Source organism: Erwinia sp. 009765445, assembly GCF_058137865.1.
This window is the reverse complement of sequence record NZ_JBYUWC010000020.1, coordinates 74,075-90,584: the sequence shown is the minus strand read 5'-3', so window position 1 is coordinate 90,584 and position 16,510 is coordinate 74,075. Positions and strand designations below refer to the sequence as shown.

General features: G+C 54.4%; 17 protein-coding genes. 5 read left to right on the top strand and 12 right to left on the bottom strand.

The window, feature by feature from the left end; translation table 11 throughout:
- Nucleotides 1–136: 136 nt before the first annotated feature.
- The 3 genes from rpmB to mutM all read left to right on the top strand — a co-directional run bounded on the left by rpmB (nucleotide 137) and on the right by mutM (nucleotide 1,446).
- The gene (gene rpmB, locus AC3Y5R_RS19950; protein WP_034888493.1) at nucleotides 137–373 is read left to right on the top strand and encodes a 50S ribosomal protein L28; all 237 of its coding nucleotides are present in this window, start codon (nucleotides 137–139) and stop codon (nucleotides 371–373) included.
- Between the two features lie 16 nt (nucleotides 374–389).
- Entirely contained in the window at nucleotides 390–557 is a 168-nt protein-coding gene (gene rpmG / locus AC3Y5R_RS19945; RefSeq protein WP_001051798.1) for a 50S ribosomal protein L33, read from the top strand.
- 79 nt (nucleotides 558–636) lie between these two features.
- Complete coding sequence (mutM, locus tag AC3Y5R_RS19940; RefSeq protein ID WP_489922769.1) at nucleotides 637–1,446, top strand: bifunctional DNA-formamidopyrimidine glycosylase/DNA-(apurinic or apyrimidinic site) lyase; 810 nt, start codon at nucleotides 637–639, stop codon at nucleotides 1,444–1,446.
- 36 nt (nucleotides 1,447–1,482) lie between these two features.
- Here mutM and coaD read toward each other — a convergent pair whose 3' ends face one another.
- From coaD to AC3Y5R_RS19900, 8 genes are all read right to left on the bottom strand, one after another.
- A complete protein-coding gene (coaD, locus tag AC3Y5R_RS19935; RefSeq protein WP_489922768.1) occupies nucleotides 1,483–1,959 on the bottom strand; it encodes a pantetheine-phosphate adenylyltransferase in 477 nt (158 codons plus the stop codon).
- The gene (locus tag AC3Y5R_RS19930; protein ID WP_158782284.1) at nucleotides 1,956–2,741 is read right to left on the bottom strand and encodes a glycosyltransferase family 2 protein; all 786 of its coding nucleotides are present in this window, start codon (nucleotides 2,739–2,741) and stop codon (nucleotides 1,956–1,958) included. Before AC3Y5R_RS19930 ends, coaD begins: the two co-directional genes overlap by 4 nt.
- The gene (gene waaA / locus AC3Y5R_RS19925; RefSeq protein ID WP_489922767.1) at nucleotides 2,742–4,016 is read right to left on the bottom strand and encodes a lipid IV(A) 3-deoxy-D-manno-octulosonic acid transferase; all 1,275 of its coding nucleotides are present in this window, start codon (nucleotides 4,014–4,016) and stop codon (nucleotides 2,742–2,744) included.
- A 103-nt stretch (nucleotides 4,017–4,119) separates the two neighbouring features.
- Nucleotides 4,120–5,253 (bottom strand): glycosyltransferase family 4 protein, encoded by a 1,134-nt coding sequence (locus AC3Y5R_RS19920; RefSeq protein WP_489922766.1) that lies wholly within the window; start codon nucleotides 5,251–5,253, stop codon nucleotides 4,120–4,122.
- Nucleotides 5,246–6,331 carry a putative lipopolysaccharide heptosyltransferase III gene (rfaQ, locus tag AC3Y5R_RS19915; RefSeq protein WP_489922765.1) on the bottom strand — a complete coding sequence of 362 codons (1,086 nt, stop codon included), beginning with the start codon at nucleotides 6,329–6,331 and terminating at the stop codon, nucleotides 5,246–5,248. Before rfaQ ends, AC3Y5R_RS19920 begins: the two co-directional genes overlap by 8 nt.
- 65 nt (nucleotides 6,332–6,396) lie before the next feature.
- A complete protein-coding gene (locus AC3Y5R_RS19910; RefSeq protein WP_489922764.1) occupies nucleotides 6,397–7,407 on the bottom strand; it encodes a glycosyltransferase in 1,011 nt (336 codons plus the stop codon).
- Between the two features lie 2 nt (nucleotides 7,408–7,409).
- On the bottom strand, nucleotides 7,410–8,513 hold the full coding sequence (locus AC3Y5R_RS19905; RefSeq protein ID WP_489922763.1) for a glycosyltransferase family 9 protein: 1,104 nt from the start codon (nucleotides 8,511–8,513) through the stop codon (nucleotides 7,410–7,412).
- Between the two features lie 241 nt (nucleotides 8,514–8,754).
- A complete protein-coding gene (locus AC3Y5R_RS19900) occupies nucleotides 8,755–9,840 on the bottom strand; it encodes a glycosyltransferase (protein ID WP_489922787.1) in 1,086 nt (361 codons plus the stop codon).
- A gap of 325 nt (nucleotides 9,841–10,165) precedes the next feature.
- Here AC3Y5R_RS19900 and AC3Y5R_RS19895 point away from each other — a divergent pair, with 325 nt between their 5' ends.
- Nucleotides 10,166–11,143, top strand: a complete 978-nt coding sequence (locus AC3Y5R_RS19895; RefSeq protein ID WP_489922762.1) for a polysaccharide deacetylase family protein — start codon at nucleotides 10,166–10,168, stop codon at nucleotides 11,141–11,143.
- Nucleotides 11,144–11,163: 20 nt separating this feature from the next.
- Here the strand turns inward: AC3Y5R_RS19895 and AC3Y5R_RS19890 are convergent, their stop codons facing one another.
- From AC3Y5R_RS19890 to rfaD, 4 genes are read right to left on the bottom strand one after another with little or no spacing between them, the layout of a single operon-like run.
- On the bottom strand, nucleotides 11,164–12,081 hold the full coding sequence (locus tag AC3Y5R_RS19890; protein WP_489922761.1) for a glycosyltransferase family 2 protein: 918 nt from the start codon (nucleotides 12,079–12,081) through the stop codon (nucleotides 11,164–11,166).
- Between the two features lie 6 nt (nucleotides 12,082–12,087).
- A complete protein-coding gene (gene rfaC / locus AC3Y5R_RS19885) occupies nucleotides 12,088–13,068 on the bottom strand; it encodes a lipopolysaccharide heptosyltransferase RfaC (RefSeq protein ID WP_489922760.1) in 981 nt (326 codons plus the stop codon).
- Nucleotides 13,056–14,117 (bottom strand): ADP-heptose--LPS heptosyltransferase RfaF, encoded by a 1,062-nt coding sequence (rfaF, locus tag AC3Y5R_RS19880; RefSeq protein ID WP_489922759.1) that lies wholly within the window; start codon nucleotides 14,115–14,117, stop codon nucleotides 13,056–13,058. Before rfaF ends, rfaC begins: the two co-directional genes overlap by 13 nt.
- A 16-nt stretch (nucleotides 14,118–14,133) precedes the next feature.
- Nucleotides 14,134–15,066 carry an ADP-glyceromanno-heptose 6-epimerase gene (gene rfaD, locus AC3Y5R_RS19875; protein ID WP_158782275.1) on the bottom strand — a complete coding sequence of 311 codons (933 nt, stop codon included), beginning with the start codon at nucleotides 15,064–15,066 and terminating at the stop codon, nucleotides 14,134–14,136.
- A gap of 233 nt (nucleotides 15,067–15,299) precedes the next feature.
- Between rfaD and AC3Y5R_RS19870 the strand changes: the two genes are divergently transcribed.
- Entirely contained in the window at nucleotides 15,300–16,496 is a 1,197-nt protein-coding gene (locus AC3Y5R_RS19870) for a glycine C-acetyltransferase (RefSeq protein WP_489922758.1), read from the top strand.
- The last annotated feature ends 14 nt before the right edge of the window (nucleotides 16,497–16,510 follow it).

Genomic DNA, 16,510 nt, shown 5'->3' with positions numbered 1-16,510 from the left:
TTGAGAATCTCGGGTTTGGCGTTTGGGCCTGCTCAGCGGGTTCACATAGAACTCGCCTGGATGGGCCTCGAGCCTGACGAGGCGGCCAAAACCTTATTTTTAAAGCTCGAGCTGATTTGATTTTTGGAGAATAGACATGTCACGAGTCTGCCAAGTAACTGGCAAGCGTCCGGTAACGGGTAACAACCGTTCCCACGCAATGAACGCGACGAAACGCCGTTTCCTGCCGAACCTGCACTCTCACCGTTTTTGGGTTGAGAGCGAAAAGCGCTTCGTTACACTGCGCGTCACTGCCAAAGGCATGCGCGTAATTGATAAAAAGGGTATTGAGACGGTTCTGGCCGATCTGCGTACCCGCGGTGAGAAGTACTAAGGTAAGGAACTGAAACATGGCTAAAGGTATTCGTGAGAAGATCAAGCTGGTTTCTTCTGCTGGTACAGGTCACTTCTATACCACCACGAAGAACAAACGTACTAAGCCGGAAAAACTGGAACTGAAGAAATTCGATCCAGTTGTCCGCCAGCACGTGATCTATAAAGAAGCTAAAATCAAGTAATTGATTTTGGTGGATGAAAAACCTCGCTTCGGCGGGGTTTTTTCTTTTGTGGGCAAGCAAAACAGCAGGAGGCAGCTGAGTGCCAGAATTACCAGAGGTTGAAACCAGCCGGCGCGGGATTGAACCACATCTTGTCGGGGCCACTATTCTGCATGCGATTGTCCGCAACGGCCGCCTGCGCTGGCCGGTATCCCATGAAATCCACAGCCTAAGCGACCAGCCGGTGATCAGCGTGCAGCGTCGCGCAAAATACCTGCTGCTGGAGCTGCCCGAAGGCTGGATCATTATTCATCTGGGGATGTCCGGCAGCCTGCGGATCCTGCCGGAAGAGCTGCCTCCTGACAAACATGACCACGTTGATCTGGTGATGAGCAACGGCAAAGTACTGCGCTATACCGATCCGCGCCGCTTTGGTGCCTGGCTGTGGAGTAGCGACCTTGCCGCCAGTAACGTGCTGGCCCACCTGGGGCCTGAGCCGCTCAGCGAGGCGTTCAGTGCGGACTATCTGTTTGAGAAGTCGCGTGGCAAGCGCACACCGGTGAAACCCTGGCTGATGGATAACAAACTGGTGGTCGGTGTGGGTAACATTTATGCCAGCGAATCGCTCTTTGCCGCCGGGATCCATCCCGATCGTCAGGCGATGGCGCTGAGCCATGAAGAAGGCGCGCTGCTGGTCAACACCATCAAGGCGGTTCTGCTGCGCTCAATTGAACAGGGTGGCACTACCCTGAAAGATTTTTTGCAGACTGACGGGAAACCGGGCTATTTTGCACAGGAATTGCAGGTGTATGGCCGTGCAGGTGAACCCTGTCGGGTATGCAATACGCCGATTGAGAGTGCCAGACACGCTCAGCGCAGCACCTTCTTCTGCCCAAATTGCCAGAAGTAACTTTTCAGGTGGCCGCGTGCCACCTGAGGTTGAACGTTAAAGCTTTGCCTGTAGCGCAGTGAAGACCGGTGCGGGTAAAAAAGCGCTGACATCACCCTGGTGGCGCGCCACTTCCTTCACCAGCGAGGAAGAGATAAAAGAATACTTTTCCGACGGCATCAGAAACACGCTCTCAAGCGTGGGGAGCAGATGCCGGTTCATGTGCGCCAGCTGCATCTCATATTCGAAGTCAGATACTGCGCGCAGGCCACGCACCAGCACATTTGCCTGCTGGTCGCGGGCAAAATTCGCCATTAAATCACTGAATCCCACCACTTCCACATTGGGCAGATGGGTCACGACCTGGCGGGCCAGCGCCACGCGCTCATCCAGCGAGAACATCGGCTTTTTGCTGGGACTGGCGGCGATAGCCAGTACAATCTGGTCGAACATCAGTGCGGCGCGGGTGACGATGTCCAGGTGACCGTTAGTCATCGGATCGAAGGTTCCGGGATAAATCGCTTTGGTGCTCATAGGCCGCCCTTGCTGGAAGCGTGAGAGGAGTGATTCAGCGCCCAGAGCGCCGTGTACTTGTTAAACGTGTACTGTGCGTTCACCACCGCCAGCAGCCAGCCCTGTTTGCCATCGAGAAAACCGGCGCGCAGGATCAGCGTTTTGAAAAATGCGCCGAGCGTGTGGCTAAACACCGAGAAGAAATTGCAACGTTTCCCCTGATGATAGCGCTGTTTTGCCCAGGCTTCCGCATAGGCAAATTGTTTCCACTGGAAAGCGGAGAAGTCACGGCAGGTCAGATGCAGCAGGTCGCCTTTCAGCGCAGTGACCCCAGAACCGTTGGTTTCCAGTGATTCATGCACCTGGTGATCGTTATAGCTGAAATGACGGGGATAGAGGCGGGTCACCCGATCGGGATACCAGCCGCTGTGGCGCATAAAGCGACCCAGAAACAGGTTGCGGCGGCCAAGGCTGTAAACTTTATCTGCAGGAGGTTGTTCCAGCACTGCTTCGATGGCGTTTCTCAGCTGCGGCGTGACGCGCTCGTCGGTATCGATCATCAAAATCATCGGGTGACTGGCGTAACTCTGTGCCAGCTGACGTTGTTTACCGTAGCCGTGCCACTCTGTGGAGTGATACACCTTCGCGCCGTGGCGTGCCGCGATCTGAGGCGTCCCATCACTGCTGCCCGAGTCCAGCAGGATAATCTCATCAGCCCAGCTGACGGACTCAAGACATTCCGGCAGCAGGTCGGCTGCGTCTCTGGCAATCAGCACCACTGACAGAGGTTGGCGTGAAGACATTTAGTGATTCCGCTGTGGCAGATAGGGTTCGAGTAACTGTAGCAGACGCTGCAGCGCGCCCTGGTTCTGATGCAGTACATCCACGGCATGACGGCCATAGTACAGCCGGTAATCTTCGTCCGTCACCAGGGTGCCGATCTCTTTATCCAGCGAACTGGCATCGGTGACGGTAATCAGTCCGTCGGCCTGCTGCAGTTTGGCGCAGATGTCTTTGAAGTTGAAGGTATGCGGCCCCATCAGTACCGGAATGGCGTGGGCCGCCGCTTCCAGTGGGTTATGACCGCCACGCTCCACCAGGCTGCCGCCAACAAACGCCAGGTCGGCAATGCCGTACAGCAGCATCAGCTCGCCCATCGTATCGCCAATCACCACCTGGGTGCTGCCGGACGGGATCTCGCCGCTGCTGCGCAGGATAAAGCTGAACCCAGCTTTTTGCGCCATTTCACGGGCGGTAGAGAAACGCTCCGGATGACGGGGGACCAGAATCAGCAGCAGGTTCGGGAAACGCTCCAGTAGTTTGCGATGCGCATCCAGAATAATGCTCTCTTCCCCTTCGTGGGTACTGGTGGCAATCCATACCGGGCGGCGCGGTGCCCACTGGCGTCGCAACGTTATGGCACGGGCGGCCAGTTCCGGAGTGACGGAAATATCAAATTTCAGGCTGCCGGTAACTGCCAGCTGGGGGCGCTTCAGCCCCAGGCTGATGAAACGTTCACCGTCTTCAGCATTCTGCGCCGCTATCAGGGTAATCTGCTGCAGCAACCGCTGCATAAATTTACCGAGCTTTTTGTAACCTCTGGCTGACCGTTCTGACAGGCGTGCATTGGCAATCACCAGCGGAATTTTGTGCGCGTGCAGCAGGGCAATCATATTTGGCCACAGCTCGGTTTCCATAATGATCACCAGGCGGGGATTGACGTTGTCCAGGAAGCGGTTCATGGAGCCAGGCAGATCGTACGGCAGATAGACGTGATGCACATCTTTGCCAAAGGCTGAGGCGGCTCGTTCGGAACCCGTTGGCGTCATCGTGGTGACGGTGATCGGCATTGAAGGGTAGCGGTGGCGCAAAGCCCGGACCAGCGGAACCGCAGCCAGTGTCTCACCAACCGAAACAGAGTGCAGCAGGATACCGTCCGGCTTTACTTTGCCTGCGCAGTAGCCATAGCGTTCCGCCCAGCGTTTACGGTAGGCAGGGGCTTTACGGCCTCGCAGCCAGAGCCGAAGCCAGATCAGGGGCTGAATGAGGTACAGCAGGACGGTATAAAGTGTTGTCATCACAGTCTTTAAAAAAGTGCGGAGAGACTCGCGCCAGAGAATGCCGAAAAAGAGAAACAATACGGCATGTTAGCAGATAAGTCTTCCCCGCTCACACTACTTATCAGGGCTGCTGTAACACTTGTTGATACAGCGCATGGAGTTGGCCTGCCAGCTGCTGCGGCGAATATGGCAGGATGCGTTCGCGGGCGGCATTGCCCATCCGACTGTCCAGGGTTCTCAGTGGAATGGCGGTTACGGCAGCTGTCAGGGAAGCGGTGTCCAGAGCATCGCAGACGAAGCCCTGTTTGCCATCAACAATGAACTCGGCTCCTCCGCAGGTAAAGCTGGTGATCACGGGCAGGCCACAGGACATCGCTTCAAGGATTACGTTAGGAAATGGATCATACAGCGTCGGCAGAATCAGACCGTCGGCGGCATGATAAAACGGGATGACGTTGTTTTGCACGCCGCAGAAATGCACGCGGTTTTCACATCCCAGGCGACGGGCCAGACTGGCGTACTGTGACTGCTGCTTATCCTGCCCAACGACCAGCAGATGCGCATCGGTGGCGGCCAGCGCTGAAATGCTGGCTTTCAGCCCCTTGCGCTCAAAGCCGGAACCCACGTAGATAAAGACTTTGGCCTTTGCAGGCAGTTGCAGCTTTTCGCGCGACTGTTGCCGTTGTTCCGCCGTGGCTGGCGTAAAGCGCTGCGAGTCGATGGCGTTATAAATAACGGCGAACTTCTCTTCCGGAACCTGGAAGCATCGCATGATGTCGTTTTTTACCATCAGCGAGTTACAGATGATTTTTTTCAGCGCGGGCGAGCGAAACATCTCCTCTTCCGCTGCCATTACGTAGCGGTGATAGCCGCTGAAGCGGGTTAACATGCGCTGAAAAGGGGAGATCACACGTGCCCGCTGCTGCAGCCAGACGCGATGCACGCCGTCTCCGGCACGGAAAATATCACAGCCGGCAATGCGCTCGTGGCTCTGCACGATATCGAACTTTTCACGTTCCCAGCAGTGGCGTGCAGCAACGGCAAAGCCATGCTCACGGGAGATGCGGCCCCACTTTTTGGGGTTACAGATATGCAGATGCCAGTCCGGCTTCGGTTCGCCCTGCCAGCTGCGGGTGATGATATTCAGCTGCAGGCTGTCATCATCCAGCGCCTCCAGCGCCCGAGAGATAAAGCGCTCAGCGCCGCCATCAGGCCGGTATTTCTGCCGCACAATCGCCAGGCGAACTTTACTCATCCAGATATTTCCTTGCGGCATTCACCACCTTGTCCAGCGGGATCGCCGAAAGATAGCGGGTTTCAGTTTTGGTGTCGATGCTGTCCGGAGACGGTAAAGGCGCATAATCCCCCGCCCAGATAACCTGATTATTCTCTCCCCATGGTCGCCACTGTTTCAGTTTGGTCGGGCCAAACAATGCGATACAGGGCGTATTCAGCGCGGCGGCCATATGCATCGGAGCAGAGTCCACGCCGATAAACAGGCGGGCGTGGTCAATCAGCGCGGCCAGCTGAGGCAGCGTCAACTGACCGGCCAGGGAAATCGCCTGTGGGTTATGGCTGAGGGAAAGAATATTGTCGATCATTGCCTGCTCTTTCTTATCAGGCGCGGCTGTCAGGATAATATCGCAACCGTAACCGGCGAGCGCATCGATCAGCCCGGCGACCCTGTCATCCTCCCAGCATTTAAACACCCAGCGAGAGGTTGGCTGGATAACGATATAAGACTTTGGCAAAGTTTGCCGTTTTGCCAGCGCGGCCTGCGTCTGCTGCCAGTCACTGTCACTGTAATGCATTGAAGCCGGGAAGCCGCTGTCAGGAATATTCAAGGGCCTGAGAGCCGCCAGATTTTGCTCAACCGTGTGCAGTTCGCTGTGATCTCTGGTGGAAACCCGGTGAGTATGGGCATGTCGCCACAGGGCGTTTTGTCGTTTGAGAAAATCAAAGCCGATTCTGATTTTCGCTCCGGAAAGCCCGGTGAGAATGGCACTGCGCCACTGGTCAGCCAGGTTAATCACCAGGTCATAATGCTGACCACGGATGGCGCGCAGCAGCGCCACTTCATGGCGGAGATGCTGCCAGCTTCCTTCTTTTTTCCAGTTGCGATCGATAACGTGCAGATGGCGAATGGCCGGATGCGCCTGCAGCATCGGACGGGTCTCTTTATACAGGAGTACGTCGATGCTGGCCGCGGGATACTGCTCACGCAGGGCGTTAATCACCGGTGTGGTCAGCAGCATATCACCATGATGACGCAGCTTGATCAGCAGGATGTTTTGCGGCGCAAACGTGGCGGGGATCGATTGAGGAGAGGCCATGCTCATTGGATCTCAAAGTGAAGTGGACCGATTGTAAGGGAAACCCCTTTTCGGGGAAAGGCCGCTTAGCGGCATGACTTCCTTCGCCACCGCCAGATACGACTCAGCCAGAGCAGCAACTGATACCACTGACGGGCACCGCGCGCGTTGCGCAGCATTCTGCCGGGGGTTTTTGTTGCAAACATATCGGCAATCATTGCCTGGCGTGCTTCCTCATACGGCTCGCGGCGGATGGAGTGGCAAACCGTTAATGCCTCTTTCGTCACCTGACGGTACAGCGCTGCGGGAATATTAACTTTATGGCGGTAGCGCTGATTGATCTCATCCAGCATTCGGGCGATTTTCAGGTAATGACGCTGATATTCTGCATTGCGCATGCCGGTGCGCTTCTGATTACTGATTGACTGGTCATGAACGTAGTAGCGATAAAGTATCTCTTCGGTGTAGCGCACCCGCCGGGCATTAAGCATCAGCTCGGTGGTCCACGGAATATCCTGATGATGTAAACCTGGCTCAAACAGCAGGTTGAGTTGTTCAATCAGTGCCCGGCGGTAAATTCCCAGCCAGACCACGTGCAGATAGCGGTTGCTCGACAGCGCCTTACCCAGCCATTCTGCTCCGCTCAGCACGCCCGTTGATTGCAAACGGTCGGTGGGGATCAGCGGTTTGGCATCATTCCCCCCCCAGAACACCCGTTCAGCATTGCATTGGGCTACGTCGAGATCGTCTTTGACCGCCATGTCGATCAGTTTGCTGTACATCTCCGGTGAAATGGTGTCATCAGCGTCGGGGAAAGTGACATAGCGTCCGCGCGCAACAGCAAGACCGGCGTTACGCGCCCGGGAAACACCGCCATTCGGCTGATCGATAACCTGAACATGGTCATACTGCGCAGCATAGCGATGAGCCATTTCCGCCGATTCATCAGTGGACCCGTCGTTAACGATGATGATTTCAACAGATTGCAGCGTCTGCGCCAGCGCTGACCCGATAAAGGCCTGGAAACTTTTTCCGGCGTTGTACATCGGGACAATCACGCTCAGCTGGGGGGCGGAGGCTTCAGAATGCGGCTTCATACTCAGGATAGTATCTTCTTCTCTGCAACAAATTGCGGGCTGCGCACGCAAATAAAGTGATGGATATCATCCAGTTTGCGCTGATCAAGGGCGAACAGTTGCTCAGCCGGATGATGAAATTTATATAACGCCTGGAACACATAAGACGTCGGGGCGATATGATCCGGGCCTATCAGCAGGACATCACCCAGTGGGCGTTGTTCTTCGACGCAGCAAGGGCCGTAAATTAAAATAGTCGGCACATTCTGTGAATCAGCGATATAAATGTTCCCCGAGTCAGACGCCACATAAAAATCCATCTGGCTGATGGCGCTGGGCAGTCCTTCCAGAGACACTTTGCCAATCATGTTCACAAGGTTATCGCGTTCACCGACCACTTTATTGAGCTCAATAAGGTGAGTAAGTTCATTCGGGGAACCAAAAACATAAAATAAGCAGGGCAGATCGCTGAGCCGATCGAAAAACGTCTTCCAGATTGCCGGTGGGATCGTTTTGGCCTGATTTCCGGCTGAGATACTGAGGCCGATTTTAATCCGGTCAGTTCTGAACAGTTCTTCAGGCGAGTTTTCAGGCTGCAGCAATGGAAACGTAGCGTGCTTGGGATAACTCTCTTTGGTCAGTGACCGATCGGCCAGCCTGAGATAGTTTTCCAGCGTCAGCGTGTTTTTTTTGTGCTCAACAATACCTGTTGCCGTGAGGTAGAAAATTCCCTGATATCCTCTCCTTCGGTACATCGACAGGAACTGCTTATTGTCAGCGTTACAGCAGGCTGCATAAAACAGGTTAATGTTGTTAGGGTGCAGCAGATAAACATTTTCATACCGGTTCATCAGCTTAAAAGCGAGCTTCAGCTTGGTCACCAGGCTGGTTTTGTAGTCTTCCACATAGAAGATCTCTTCAAGCATAGCGTCGTGCTTTGCTAACGGCGCAACGGCGCGGCTCAGCAGGGCATCGCTGTGCTTAAGGTGGGCCAGCAAAGGGGTTATATTGATGAAATCACCGATCTTTGCCGTCTGGATCACCAGATTGCGCTTCTGCTTTTTACGTCCCAGCTTCATCAGCAGCTTAACCGGCAGCAGAAGCAGGAATATCAACACATAATTCACGCTCTTTTCTCCCTGAGCGAAGTTGTCAATCCATTGCCACGATCTGAACCGGTTGGCATAGGTACTCTGCAAATAGTTGTCACTGAGCTCTGATATCCGTTCCTGTTTATGAGCGTTATCATGGGCTAAAACCTTAAATGATGAAGAAAGAAAAGTGCGCTCTGCACCCCAATCCGAAACGATGAGTGAGGCTTCCGGGCTATCTTAATCATCTTTATTGACGGAATGTGCCGGGGAAACGTTAACTTTCATTAATTAAATCAATATATTGTTGGCATATCGCCTCAATACTGTAAGCCTTGAGGTCAAGTTCCTCCACGGCAGTAGGATGTTGCCAGACATCCCGCATGGTGGCCGCCAGCGAGTCTTCATCCATGCCAGCAAGGCCGCGAGCCAGGTCGCCGGTCATAATGCTGGTTGGGCCGCCCGGACAGCGAGTACTGACGACCGGCGTATGGCAAATCAGAGCTTCAACCAGCACGTTTCCAAATCCTTCACTGTCGGAGCTGACAATCAGCTGTTTTGCATTGCGGATCCAGGGATAAGGATTGCTGGTAAAACCCTCAAAGAAAACTCTGTCGACGATCCCCAGCTCCTTCGCCAGCCCTTTCAGGGTGGTGGTAGCCTCAGGGCTGCCCTGGCCTATCAGGACCAGCGGCGCGGTCAGGCCGCTTTTCGCGTAGGCGCGAAGCAGGCGATCGTGGCGTTTTGTCTGATGGAAGCGGCCTACGTGGATCAGGTAATCCTGACCGGCCATTTTACAAGGCTTCATCGACTGACTGAGGATGGCATCGACATCAAAAGGATTGAAAATGACGGCTTCCCGGGCCGGTTGAACCTGGAAGGTTTGCTTAAGATCCTCCAGCACGTACTCTGATACAGCCAACACATTACGGTTCTGGTAGACCTTGCGGGTTTTCGTTTTCTTCAGCCACAGTGAAAAGCCCTTCCTGTGTGCCAGATAAGAAGCTGAAAAGACGCCGTGCAGGCAGTACCAGGTTTTCTCCGGTTGCAGTCGGGGACAACGGCTGACGATGCGGTCGGTTTTATGCAGATGAGAAACCACCAGATCAAAAGAGCCAGCTTCTTCTGTCGTCGCTATCGCCCGATCGAGTAAAGCCGCTCGCCTGTTCAGTTCAGTCAGTTTTCGCCAGGGTGATCGGCAGCGATCCTGAATGACCTGATAATGCAAACCAGCCGGGATGGGGTATTCGCACACCGCACGCAGTGAAAACAGCGAAACCCGATGCCCACGCTCAATCAGCCCTTTCGCCAGCGTTAGCACGACTTTCTCCGCGCCACCGCCGGGCAGGCCATCAATGATCATCAAAATACGCTTGGACAATTTTTTATCCTTAAACAGAGAAAGTCTGCTGCGAGAAGATGCTCCTTCCTCTCTGCCGCATAAAGAGTGCTTACCTTTTTATTATCGATTCAGGCAATCCCTCTGCCTTCGCCCGGTACACCTGTGGTATTGAGCAGGTGCGGCTGCTGAACGCGGTCAACATAATCTATTGAGGTTATCTTAGAAAAATAAAAAAGATAGCGCTACCGCGAATCGGACATTGTCCCGGAGTGTCAGCAAATCTTTTTGCGTCACCGGGGACAGCTGCGTAACATACCGGCAGGGTCATAACGGAGCCGCATGTGGCATGAACACACCAGCATTTTTAATCACTATTGATACCGAAGGCGATAACCTTTGGCGCAACCGTTCAGGGAATGTGACGACCGAAAACTCGGCATTTCTCTCCCGTTTCCAGCAACTTTGCGAAAAGTACGCCTTTAAACCCACCTGGCTGACCAACTATGAAATGGCTGTCGATCCGGTTTATATCGATTTTGCCCGCGACGTTATTGCCCGTAATACTGGCGAAGTGGGAATGCACCTGCATGCCTGGAACAGCCCTCCGGACTATCAACTGACCGAAAATGACTGGCAGTTCCAGCCCTATCTGATTGAGTATCCGCGTGAGGAAATACGCAAAAAAGTGGCGTATATGACTCAGCTGCTGGAAGAGACGTTTAAAACAAAAATGGTGAGCCATCGGGCCGGACGCTGGGCATTTGATGAATATTATGCACAGTTGCTGATCGAATTCGGTTATCAGGTTGACTGTTCGGTCACGCCGGGGGTGAACTGGCAATATTCTCCCGGAGCACCGCAGGGCAAAGGTGGAACAAACTACACCCGTTTCCCGCGGACTGCCTACTATCTTGATACTGAAGATATTTCCCGCCCAGGCAGCTCTGCGCTGCTGGAAGTGCCGATGAGCATTCAGTACAAACATTCAGGACTGATGAATACTCTCAAACAGGGGTACGACGCGCTTCGCGGCAAAAAGCGCAGCCCTTCCGTTCACTGGCTTCGTCCGACCGGGGGAAATGTTCAACAGATGATCAACGTGGCGGAAAAAACGCTGGCTTCCGGGGCCGACTATGTCGAATTTATGCTGCATTCATCCGAGTTTATGCCTGATGGCAGCCCGACATTTAAAAACGAAGCCGATATCGACAGGCTTTATGACGACCTCGACAGGTTATTCAGCTGGCTACATAACCGGACCCGGGGAATGACGCTGGCGGAGTATGCTGCGATGAAGTCAGAAAAGGGTGTATCTGCCGCATAATCAGCAAAAGCGCGGGGTCTTCAGAGGCCCCGTTTACGCACTGCCAACATCTTCCTTTTGTAACTCACCCTGATTTTTCCGCTAAGCAAAAAACGGCTCAGGCTGACGCGCGCGATTCGCTCTCTGACCTGCTGCCCCTGCGAAGTCCCGCGTAGCGAAAGGTGATAGCGATTGGCGATATCAAGCCAGTGACAGGTGATCAGGTGCTCAAATTGTGGCGGCAGTACTTCATCCATATTCTGGGTTGCTGCAATCAGACAGGCGATCTTGTGCTCATCAATAGCTGTCGACAGGCTGTGCTCGTGCTTGCGGTAGAGATAAAAACCACTCTGCGTGAACAACGTTTTTTTACTGCGTGTCAGCAGAAGCGGGAACAGCCAGGTATCTTCGTAACAGATGAACTCCGGGAAAGCATGCTGTTGCAGCAACTGTCTGGAGAAGAACTGCCCGATAAAATGAGCCTGATAGTCACGATGTACCAGGAAGCGTTCGATGGCGTCGTTGCGGGCGAGTAATTCAGGCTCAGCTGGTTGCCATTGAAGCTGCGGCGTTTCCTGCCTGACTTCGATAATCTTACTGAGCAGGATATCCGGGGTGTGTTTCTGCAGTGTATGCAGCCGATCGTGCAAAGCGCCAGGCAGCAGTTGGTCATCACCATCTACCATCAGAATATAGTCCCCTGTGGCCTGCTGAACGGCATGATTACGCACCTTACCTACATTGCGGTAATCGGTGCGACCTGGGCGAAGCTGGGGGATACGTCGCGCGTAATCATCAATGATTGCCTGTGTATTGTCTGTAGAGGCGTCGTTAATCACCACAATTTCTGATTGTGACAGCGACTCACCCAATGAGGCGACTATGCTTTCTAAAGTTCCGGCAAGATAATCGCCGCAGTTATGTGCAGCAATCAGGATGCTCAGGCTGGGTGTTTTCATCTGCGTTTAATCAGCCACTGGCGTGATAAAGGGATGGAGCAGCTCTGCAACATTCTGTGCAGAGATATCCGCCATATTATTGCCCTGAACCGGACGCAGGACGAACTGATTTTTACCGTAGCCACCAATCAGTCCCGGATCGGTCGGGCCATACAGGGTGATATTGGGGCGATCCAGCGCGGCGGTTAAATGGCTGAGCCCGGTATCGACGGAGACCACCGCCTTTGCACCGGCCAATGTTCTGGCGACCTGTTCCAGGCTCAGCTTTGGCAACACTTCAATATAGTCAAAGCCTTCTGCCAGCCTTTGTGCCCGCTGATGTTCATGCTCCGCGCCCCAGGGCAGTTTAATCTTCAACCCGCCGGGCTGCAGCAGACCGATCAGCTCGCGCCAGTGGCTTTCAGGCCAGTGTTTCGCATCTCGCGTAGTGGCGTGCAGGAACACCAGATACTGGCCAGCATCGGCTGGTGGTTCCGCCAGGAAATGTTCTGCAATGGCATAGTCGCCCTGGGTTTCGGGCAGAGGATAGCCAAGGCTTTTGGCAAACAGTTCTCGAGTGCGCTGCACCGCATGTTGCTTCTTACTGATTTCATGACGTTTGTCATACCACCAGCTGGCAAATGGCTCACGGGCGCTACGGCTATCCTGTCCGTGTTTGATTCCTTTAGCAATGCGGGTCACCAGCGCGGCACTTTTAATCAGGCCCTGGGCATCAATCACCAGATCGTACTGTCGAGACTGAACCTCACGCTTGAAAAGAAAGCGCTCTTCACGCACTTCACTGCCAAACCAGTGCTTACGCCAGCGGCGGATCGCCACAGGGATCACGCGGTCTACCGCCGGATGCCAGGCGGGGATCTGGGCAAAACCTTCTTCCACTACCCAGTCAAAACGGATCCCCGGGATCGCCTGCATGGCGTCGGTCAGGGCTGGCAGGGTATGGAGCACGTCGCCCATTGAGGAGGTTTTAACTATCAGGACGTGCATTCATTCTCCTGGCTTTCACCCAGCAGGCTGGCCAGTTCGGCACGGACACGCTCGGGTTGAATATCGATCAGACTCTGATGGTAACCTTCTTCCGCTTCGCCTTTGCGCACCTTGTGGTAGCCGGTGATCAGGCGGATAACGCGCGCTTTGTCCGACAGCGGCGGCGTAAAGTCCGGACTGCTTGGGCCGTACAGCGCCACCAGCGGACGATCCAGCGCGGCGGCGATATGCATCAGACCTGAATCGTTACTGACCACCGCACGGCAGTGAGCCAGCAGGATAACCGCCTGCTCCAGCTTCGTTTCGCCAGCCAGGTTACGGCAGTGCTGGCGGGACTCTTCCTGAAGGTTTTGCAGGATCTGTTCGCCGGTCTCTTTATCTTTCGCCGAGCCAAACAGCACAATCTGGTAGCTATCATCGATCAGCTTCTGCGCCAGCGCGGCGTAGTGATAATGCGGCCAGCGCTTGGCTGGGCCAAATTCAGCACCGGGACAGAAGCCAATCGCGGGTCTTGCTTCCGAAAGAGTAAACTCTGCCGCAGTGGCCAGCTTTTCTTCCGCGCTGACGACCAGTGCAGGCCACAACAGCGGCTGAGGCAGATCTTTCGCACTGCCGATCCGCTGTTTGTCATAAGCAAGCGCGACGTAGCGCTCCACCATCAGCGGGAAAGCCGCCTTGTCCAGCACCCGGACATCGTTCAACAGGCAATAGCGCATTTCACCGCGCCAGCCGGTACGGGTTTTGATGTCGGCAAAAAAGGGTACCAGGGCAGACTTGAAGGAGTTAGGCAGGACATAAGCGCGGTCGAAACCTTTGCCGCGCAACGCTTTTCCCAGACGACGACGTTCGCCCAGCTCCAACGCGCCGTGGCCGAGCGGCATTGCCAGCGCTTCGTTGACTTCCGGCATGCGTGACAGCAGTGGACGGCACCATGCGGGTGCCATCACGTCGATGACGGCTTCAGGATGTTCAGCCTTCAGCGTGCGATAGAGACTTTGCGACATCATCATATCGCCAACCCACGAAGGGCCGATAACCAGAATTTTCATTACCGGAAGTGCCCTGTTACACGTTGCGGTTCAGCCAGGCCATGTATTCTGTCACGCCTTCGGCCACGGTTTTGAACGGCTTATCGTAGCCCGCCGCACGCAATTTGGTCTGATCCGCCAGAGTATAAGCCTGGTAACGACCTTTCAGTTTATCCGGGAACGGGATGTATTCGATTTCACCCTTCTGATGGTAATTCAGTGCCGCATCGGCCACTTCCTGGAAGGATTCCGCGCGGCCGGTTCCGCAGTTAAAGATGCCGGACACGCCGTTCTGCCAGAACCACAGGTTCACTGAAGCCACGTCTTCCACGTAGATGAAGTCGCGCTTGAAGTTATCGCTACCTTCGAACAGTTTTGGGTTTTCGCCATTATTCAGTTGGGTGTTCAGGTGGAACGCAACGCTGGCCATACTGCCTTTATGACCTTCACGCGGGCCATATACGTTGAAGTAGCGGAACCCGCACACCTGCGAATCAGCCTCTGGCAAAATGTCGCGCACGTAGTGGTCAAACAGCATTTTGGAGTAGCCGTAAACGTTCAACGGCTGTTCATACTGACGCTCTTCAATAAAGTTTTCATTGCGGCCGCCATAGGTAGCAGCAGAAGAGGCGTACAGGAACGGGATCCGGCGTTCCAGGCAGTAGTGCAGCAGCTCCTTGGAGTACTGATAGTTATTATCCATCATGTACTTGCCATCCCACTCGGTGGTGGATGAGCAGGCGCCTTCGTGGAATACCGCTTCGATGTCACCGAGCTCTTCATCGGCCAGAATGGCGATCAGGAAATCTTCCTTATCCATATAATCGGCGATATTCAGATCCGCGAGGTTGGTAAATTTTGTGCCGTCTTTCAGGTTGTCGACCACCAGAATATCGGTGTGGCCTTGGTCATTCAGCGCTTTGATGATGTTACTTCCGATAAATCCCGCGCCGCCAGTGACGATGATCATGAGCTTTAACCTTTAAAGAGAGTGGGTGAAACGGGAGGTTTCACACGCTAATGCCTATTATCATAACATCTCATCACGCGGCAGGCAGCCAGATGACTCCGTAAGCGAATGTAATTGTCATTCGTTACCGTGATTTATGCTGCAAAAATAATACTCTGCAACTGACAATCTCGTTCATTTGGCCTTCAATCAGTAAGATGTTCCGCTAATCAGCCCGCTGGTGGAGAATGAAAATGCCGTCATCGTTTTATCAGCAAATTTCGCAGCAGCTCACTGATTTAGAACAGGAAGGACTGTTCAAGGCCGAACGCCCGCTGACTTCCGTGCAGCAGGCAGAAGTCGGGCTGGAGGGAGGAGCACGCGCTGTTAATTTCTGCGCCAATAATTACCTTGGACTGGCGAATCATCCGGCGCTGATTGCGGCTGCCAGAGAAGGCATGGAGAGCCACGGGTTTGGCATGGCTTCAGTGCGATTTATCTGCGGCACTCAGGACACGCATAAACAGCTGGAAAAACGGCTGGCAGAGTTTCTGGGAATGGAGGATTCGATCCTCTATTCCTCCTGCTTTGACGCCAATGGCGGCCTGTTCGAAACGTTACTGGATGCGGAAGATGCCGTTATTTCCGATGCGCTGAACCATGCCTCCATCATCGATGGCGTCCGCCTGTGCAAGGCTAAACGTTATCGCTATGCCAACAACGATATGGCCGAGCTGGAGCAGCGCCTGCAGGAAGCTCAGGCAGCCGGTGCCCGTCATATCATGATCGCTACCGATGGCGTGTTTTCTATGGATGGGGTGATTGCGAATTTGCAGGGGATCTGCGATCTGGCCGAACGTTATCACGCGCTGGTGATGGTGGATGACTCACATGCAGTAGGTTTTGTGGGCGCGGGTGGGCGTGGCACGCCGGAATACTGCGAAGTGATGGGGCGCGTTGATATCATTACCGGCACGCTTGGTAAAGCGCTCGGCGGCGCTTCTGGTGGTTACACCGCTGCCAGGAAAGAGGTGGTGGAATGGTTGCGCCAGCGCTCACGTCCCTACCTTTTCTCTAACTCTCTCGCCCCGGCAATTGTCGCGGCCTCTCTGCGCGTGCTGGATATGCTCACTGAAGGTGACGGCCTGCGTCGGCGCCTTTGGGAAAACGTGAAGTTCTTCCGCGAAGAGATGTCCAGAGCCGGTTTCACTCTGGCGGGAGCGGATCACGCCATCATTCCGGTGATGCTGGGCGAAGCGAAGGTGGCGCAGGAGTTTTCCCGCCTTCTGCAGAAAGAGGGGATCTATGTCTCCGGGTTCTTCTACCCGGTAGTGCCCAAGGGCCAGGCGCGTATCCGCACGCAAATTTCTGCCGGTCACACTCATGAGCAACTGGTGCATGCAGTGGAAGCTTTTACCCGTATCGGAAAGCAACTGGGCGTGATTGCCTGAGAGGAGCGGTGACG

What these genes read in the sequence shown, in the direction of transcription:
- rfaF (WP_489922759.1), bottom strand. Translation starts at nt 14,117, where the DNA reads ATGAAAATTCTGGTTATCGGCCCTTCGTGGGTTGGCGATATGATGATG.
- rpmG (WP_001051798.1), top strand. Translation starts at nt 390, where the DNA reads ATGGCTAAAGGTATTCGTGAGAAGATCAAGCTGGTTTCTTCTGCTGGT.
- AC3Y5R_RS19920 (WP_489922766.1), bottom strand. Translation starts at nt 5,253, where the DNA reads ATGAGTAAAGTTCGCCTGGCGATTGTGCGGCAGAAATACCGGCCTGAT.
- rfaQ (WP_489922765.1), bottom strand. Translation starts at nt 6,331, where the DNA reads ATGGCCTCTCCTCAATCGATCCCCGCCACGTTTGCGCCGCAAAACATC.
- AC3Y5R_RS19870 (WP_489922758.1), top strand. Translation starts at nt 15,300, where the DNA reads ATGCCGTCATCGTTTTATCAGCAAATTTCGCAGCAGCTCACTGATTTA.
- rpmB (WP_034888493.1), top strand. Translation starts at nt 137, where the DNA reads ATGTCACGAGTCTGCCAAGTAACTGGCAAGCGTCCGGTAACGGGTAAC.
- rfaD (WP_158782275.1), bottom strand. Translation starts at nt 15,066, where the DNA reads ATGATCATCGTCACTGGCGGCGCGGGATTTATCGGAAGTAACATCATC.
- AC3Y5R_RS19895 (WP_489922762.1), top strand. Translation starts at nt 10,166, where the DNA reads ATGAACACACCAGCATTTTTAATCACTATTGATACCGAAGGCGATAAC.
- coaD (WP_489922768.1), bottom strand. Translation starts at nt 1,959, where the DNA reads ATGAGCACCAAAGCGATTTATCCCGGAACCTTCGATCCGATGACTAAC.
- AC3Y5R_RS19910 (WP_489922764.1), bottom strand. Translation starts at nt 7,407, where the DNA reads ATGAAGCCGCATTCTGAAGCCTCCGCCCCCCAGCTGAGCGTGATTGTC.
- AC3Y5R_RS19900 (WP_489922787.1), bottom strand. Translation starts at nt 9,840, where the DNA reads ATGATCATTGATGGCCTGCCCGGCGGTGGCGCGGAGAAAGTCGTGCTA.
- rfaC (WP_489922760.1), bottom strand. Translation starts at nt 13,068, where the DNA reads ATGCACGTCCTGATAGTTAAAACCTCCTCAATGGGCGACGTGCTCCAT.
- waaA (WP_489922767.1), bottom strand. Translation starts at nt 4,016, where the DNA reads ATGACAACACTTTATACCGTCCTGCTGTACCTCATTCAGCCCCTGATC.
- AC3Y5R_RS19890 (WP_489922761.1), bottom strand. Translation starts at nt 12,081, where the DNA reads ATGAAAACACCCAGCCTGAGCATCCTGATTGCTGCACATAACTGCGGC.
- AC3Y5R_RS19930 (WP_158782284.1), bottom strand. Translation starts at nt 2,741, where the DNA reads ATGTCTTCACGCCAACCTCTGTCAGTGGTGCTGATTGCCAGAGACGCA.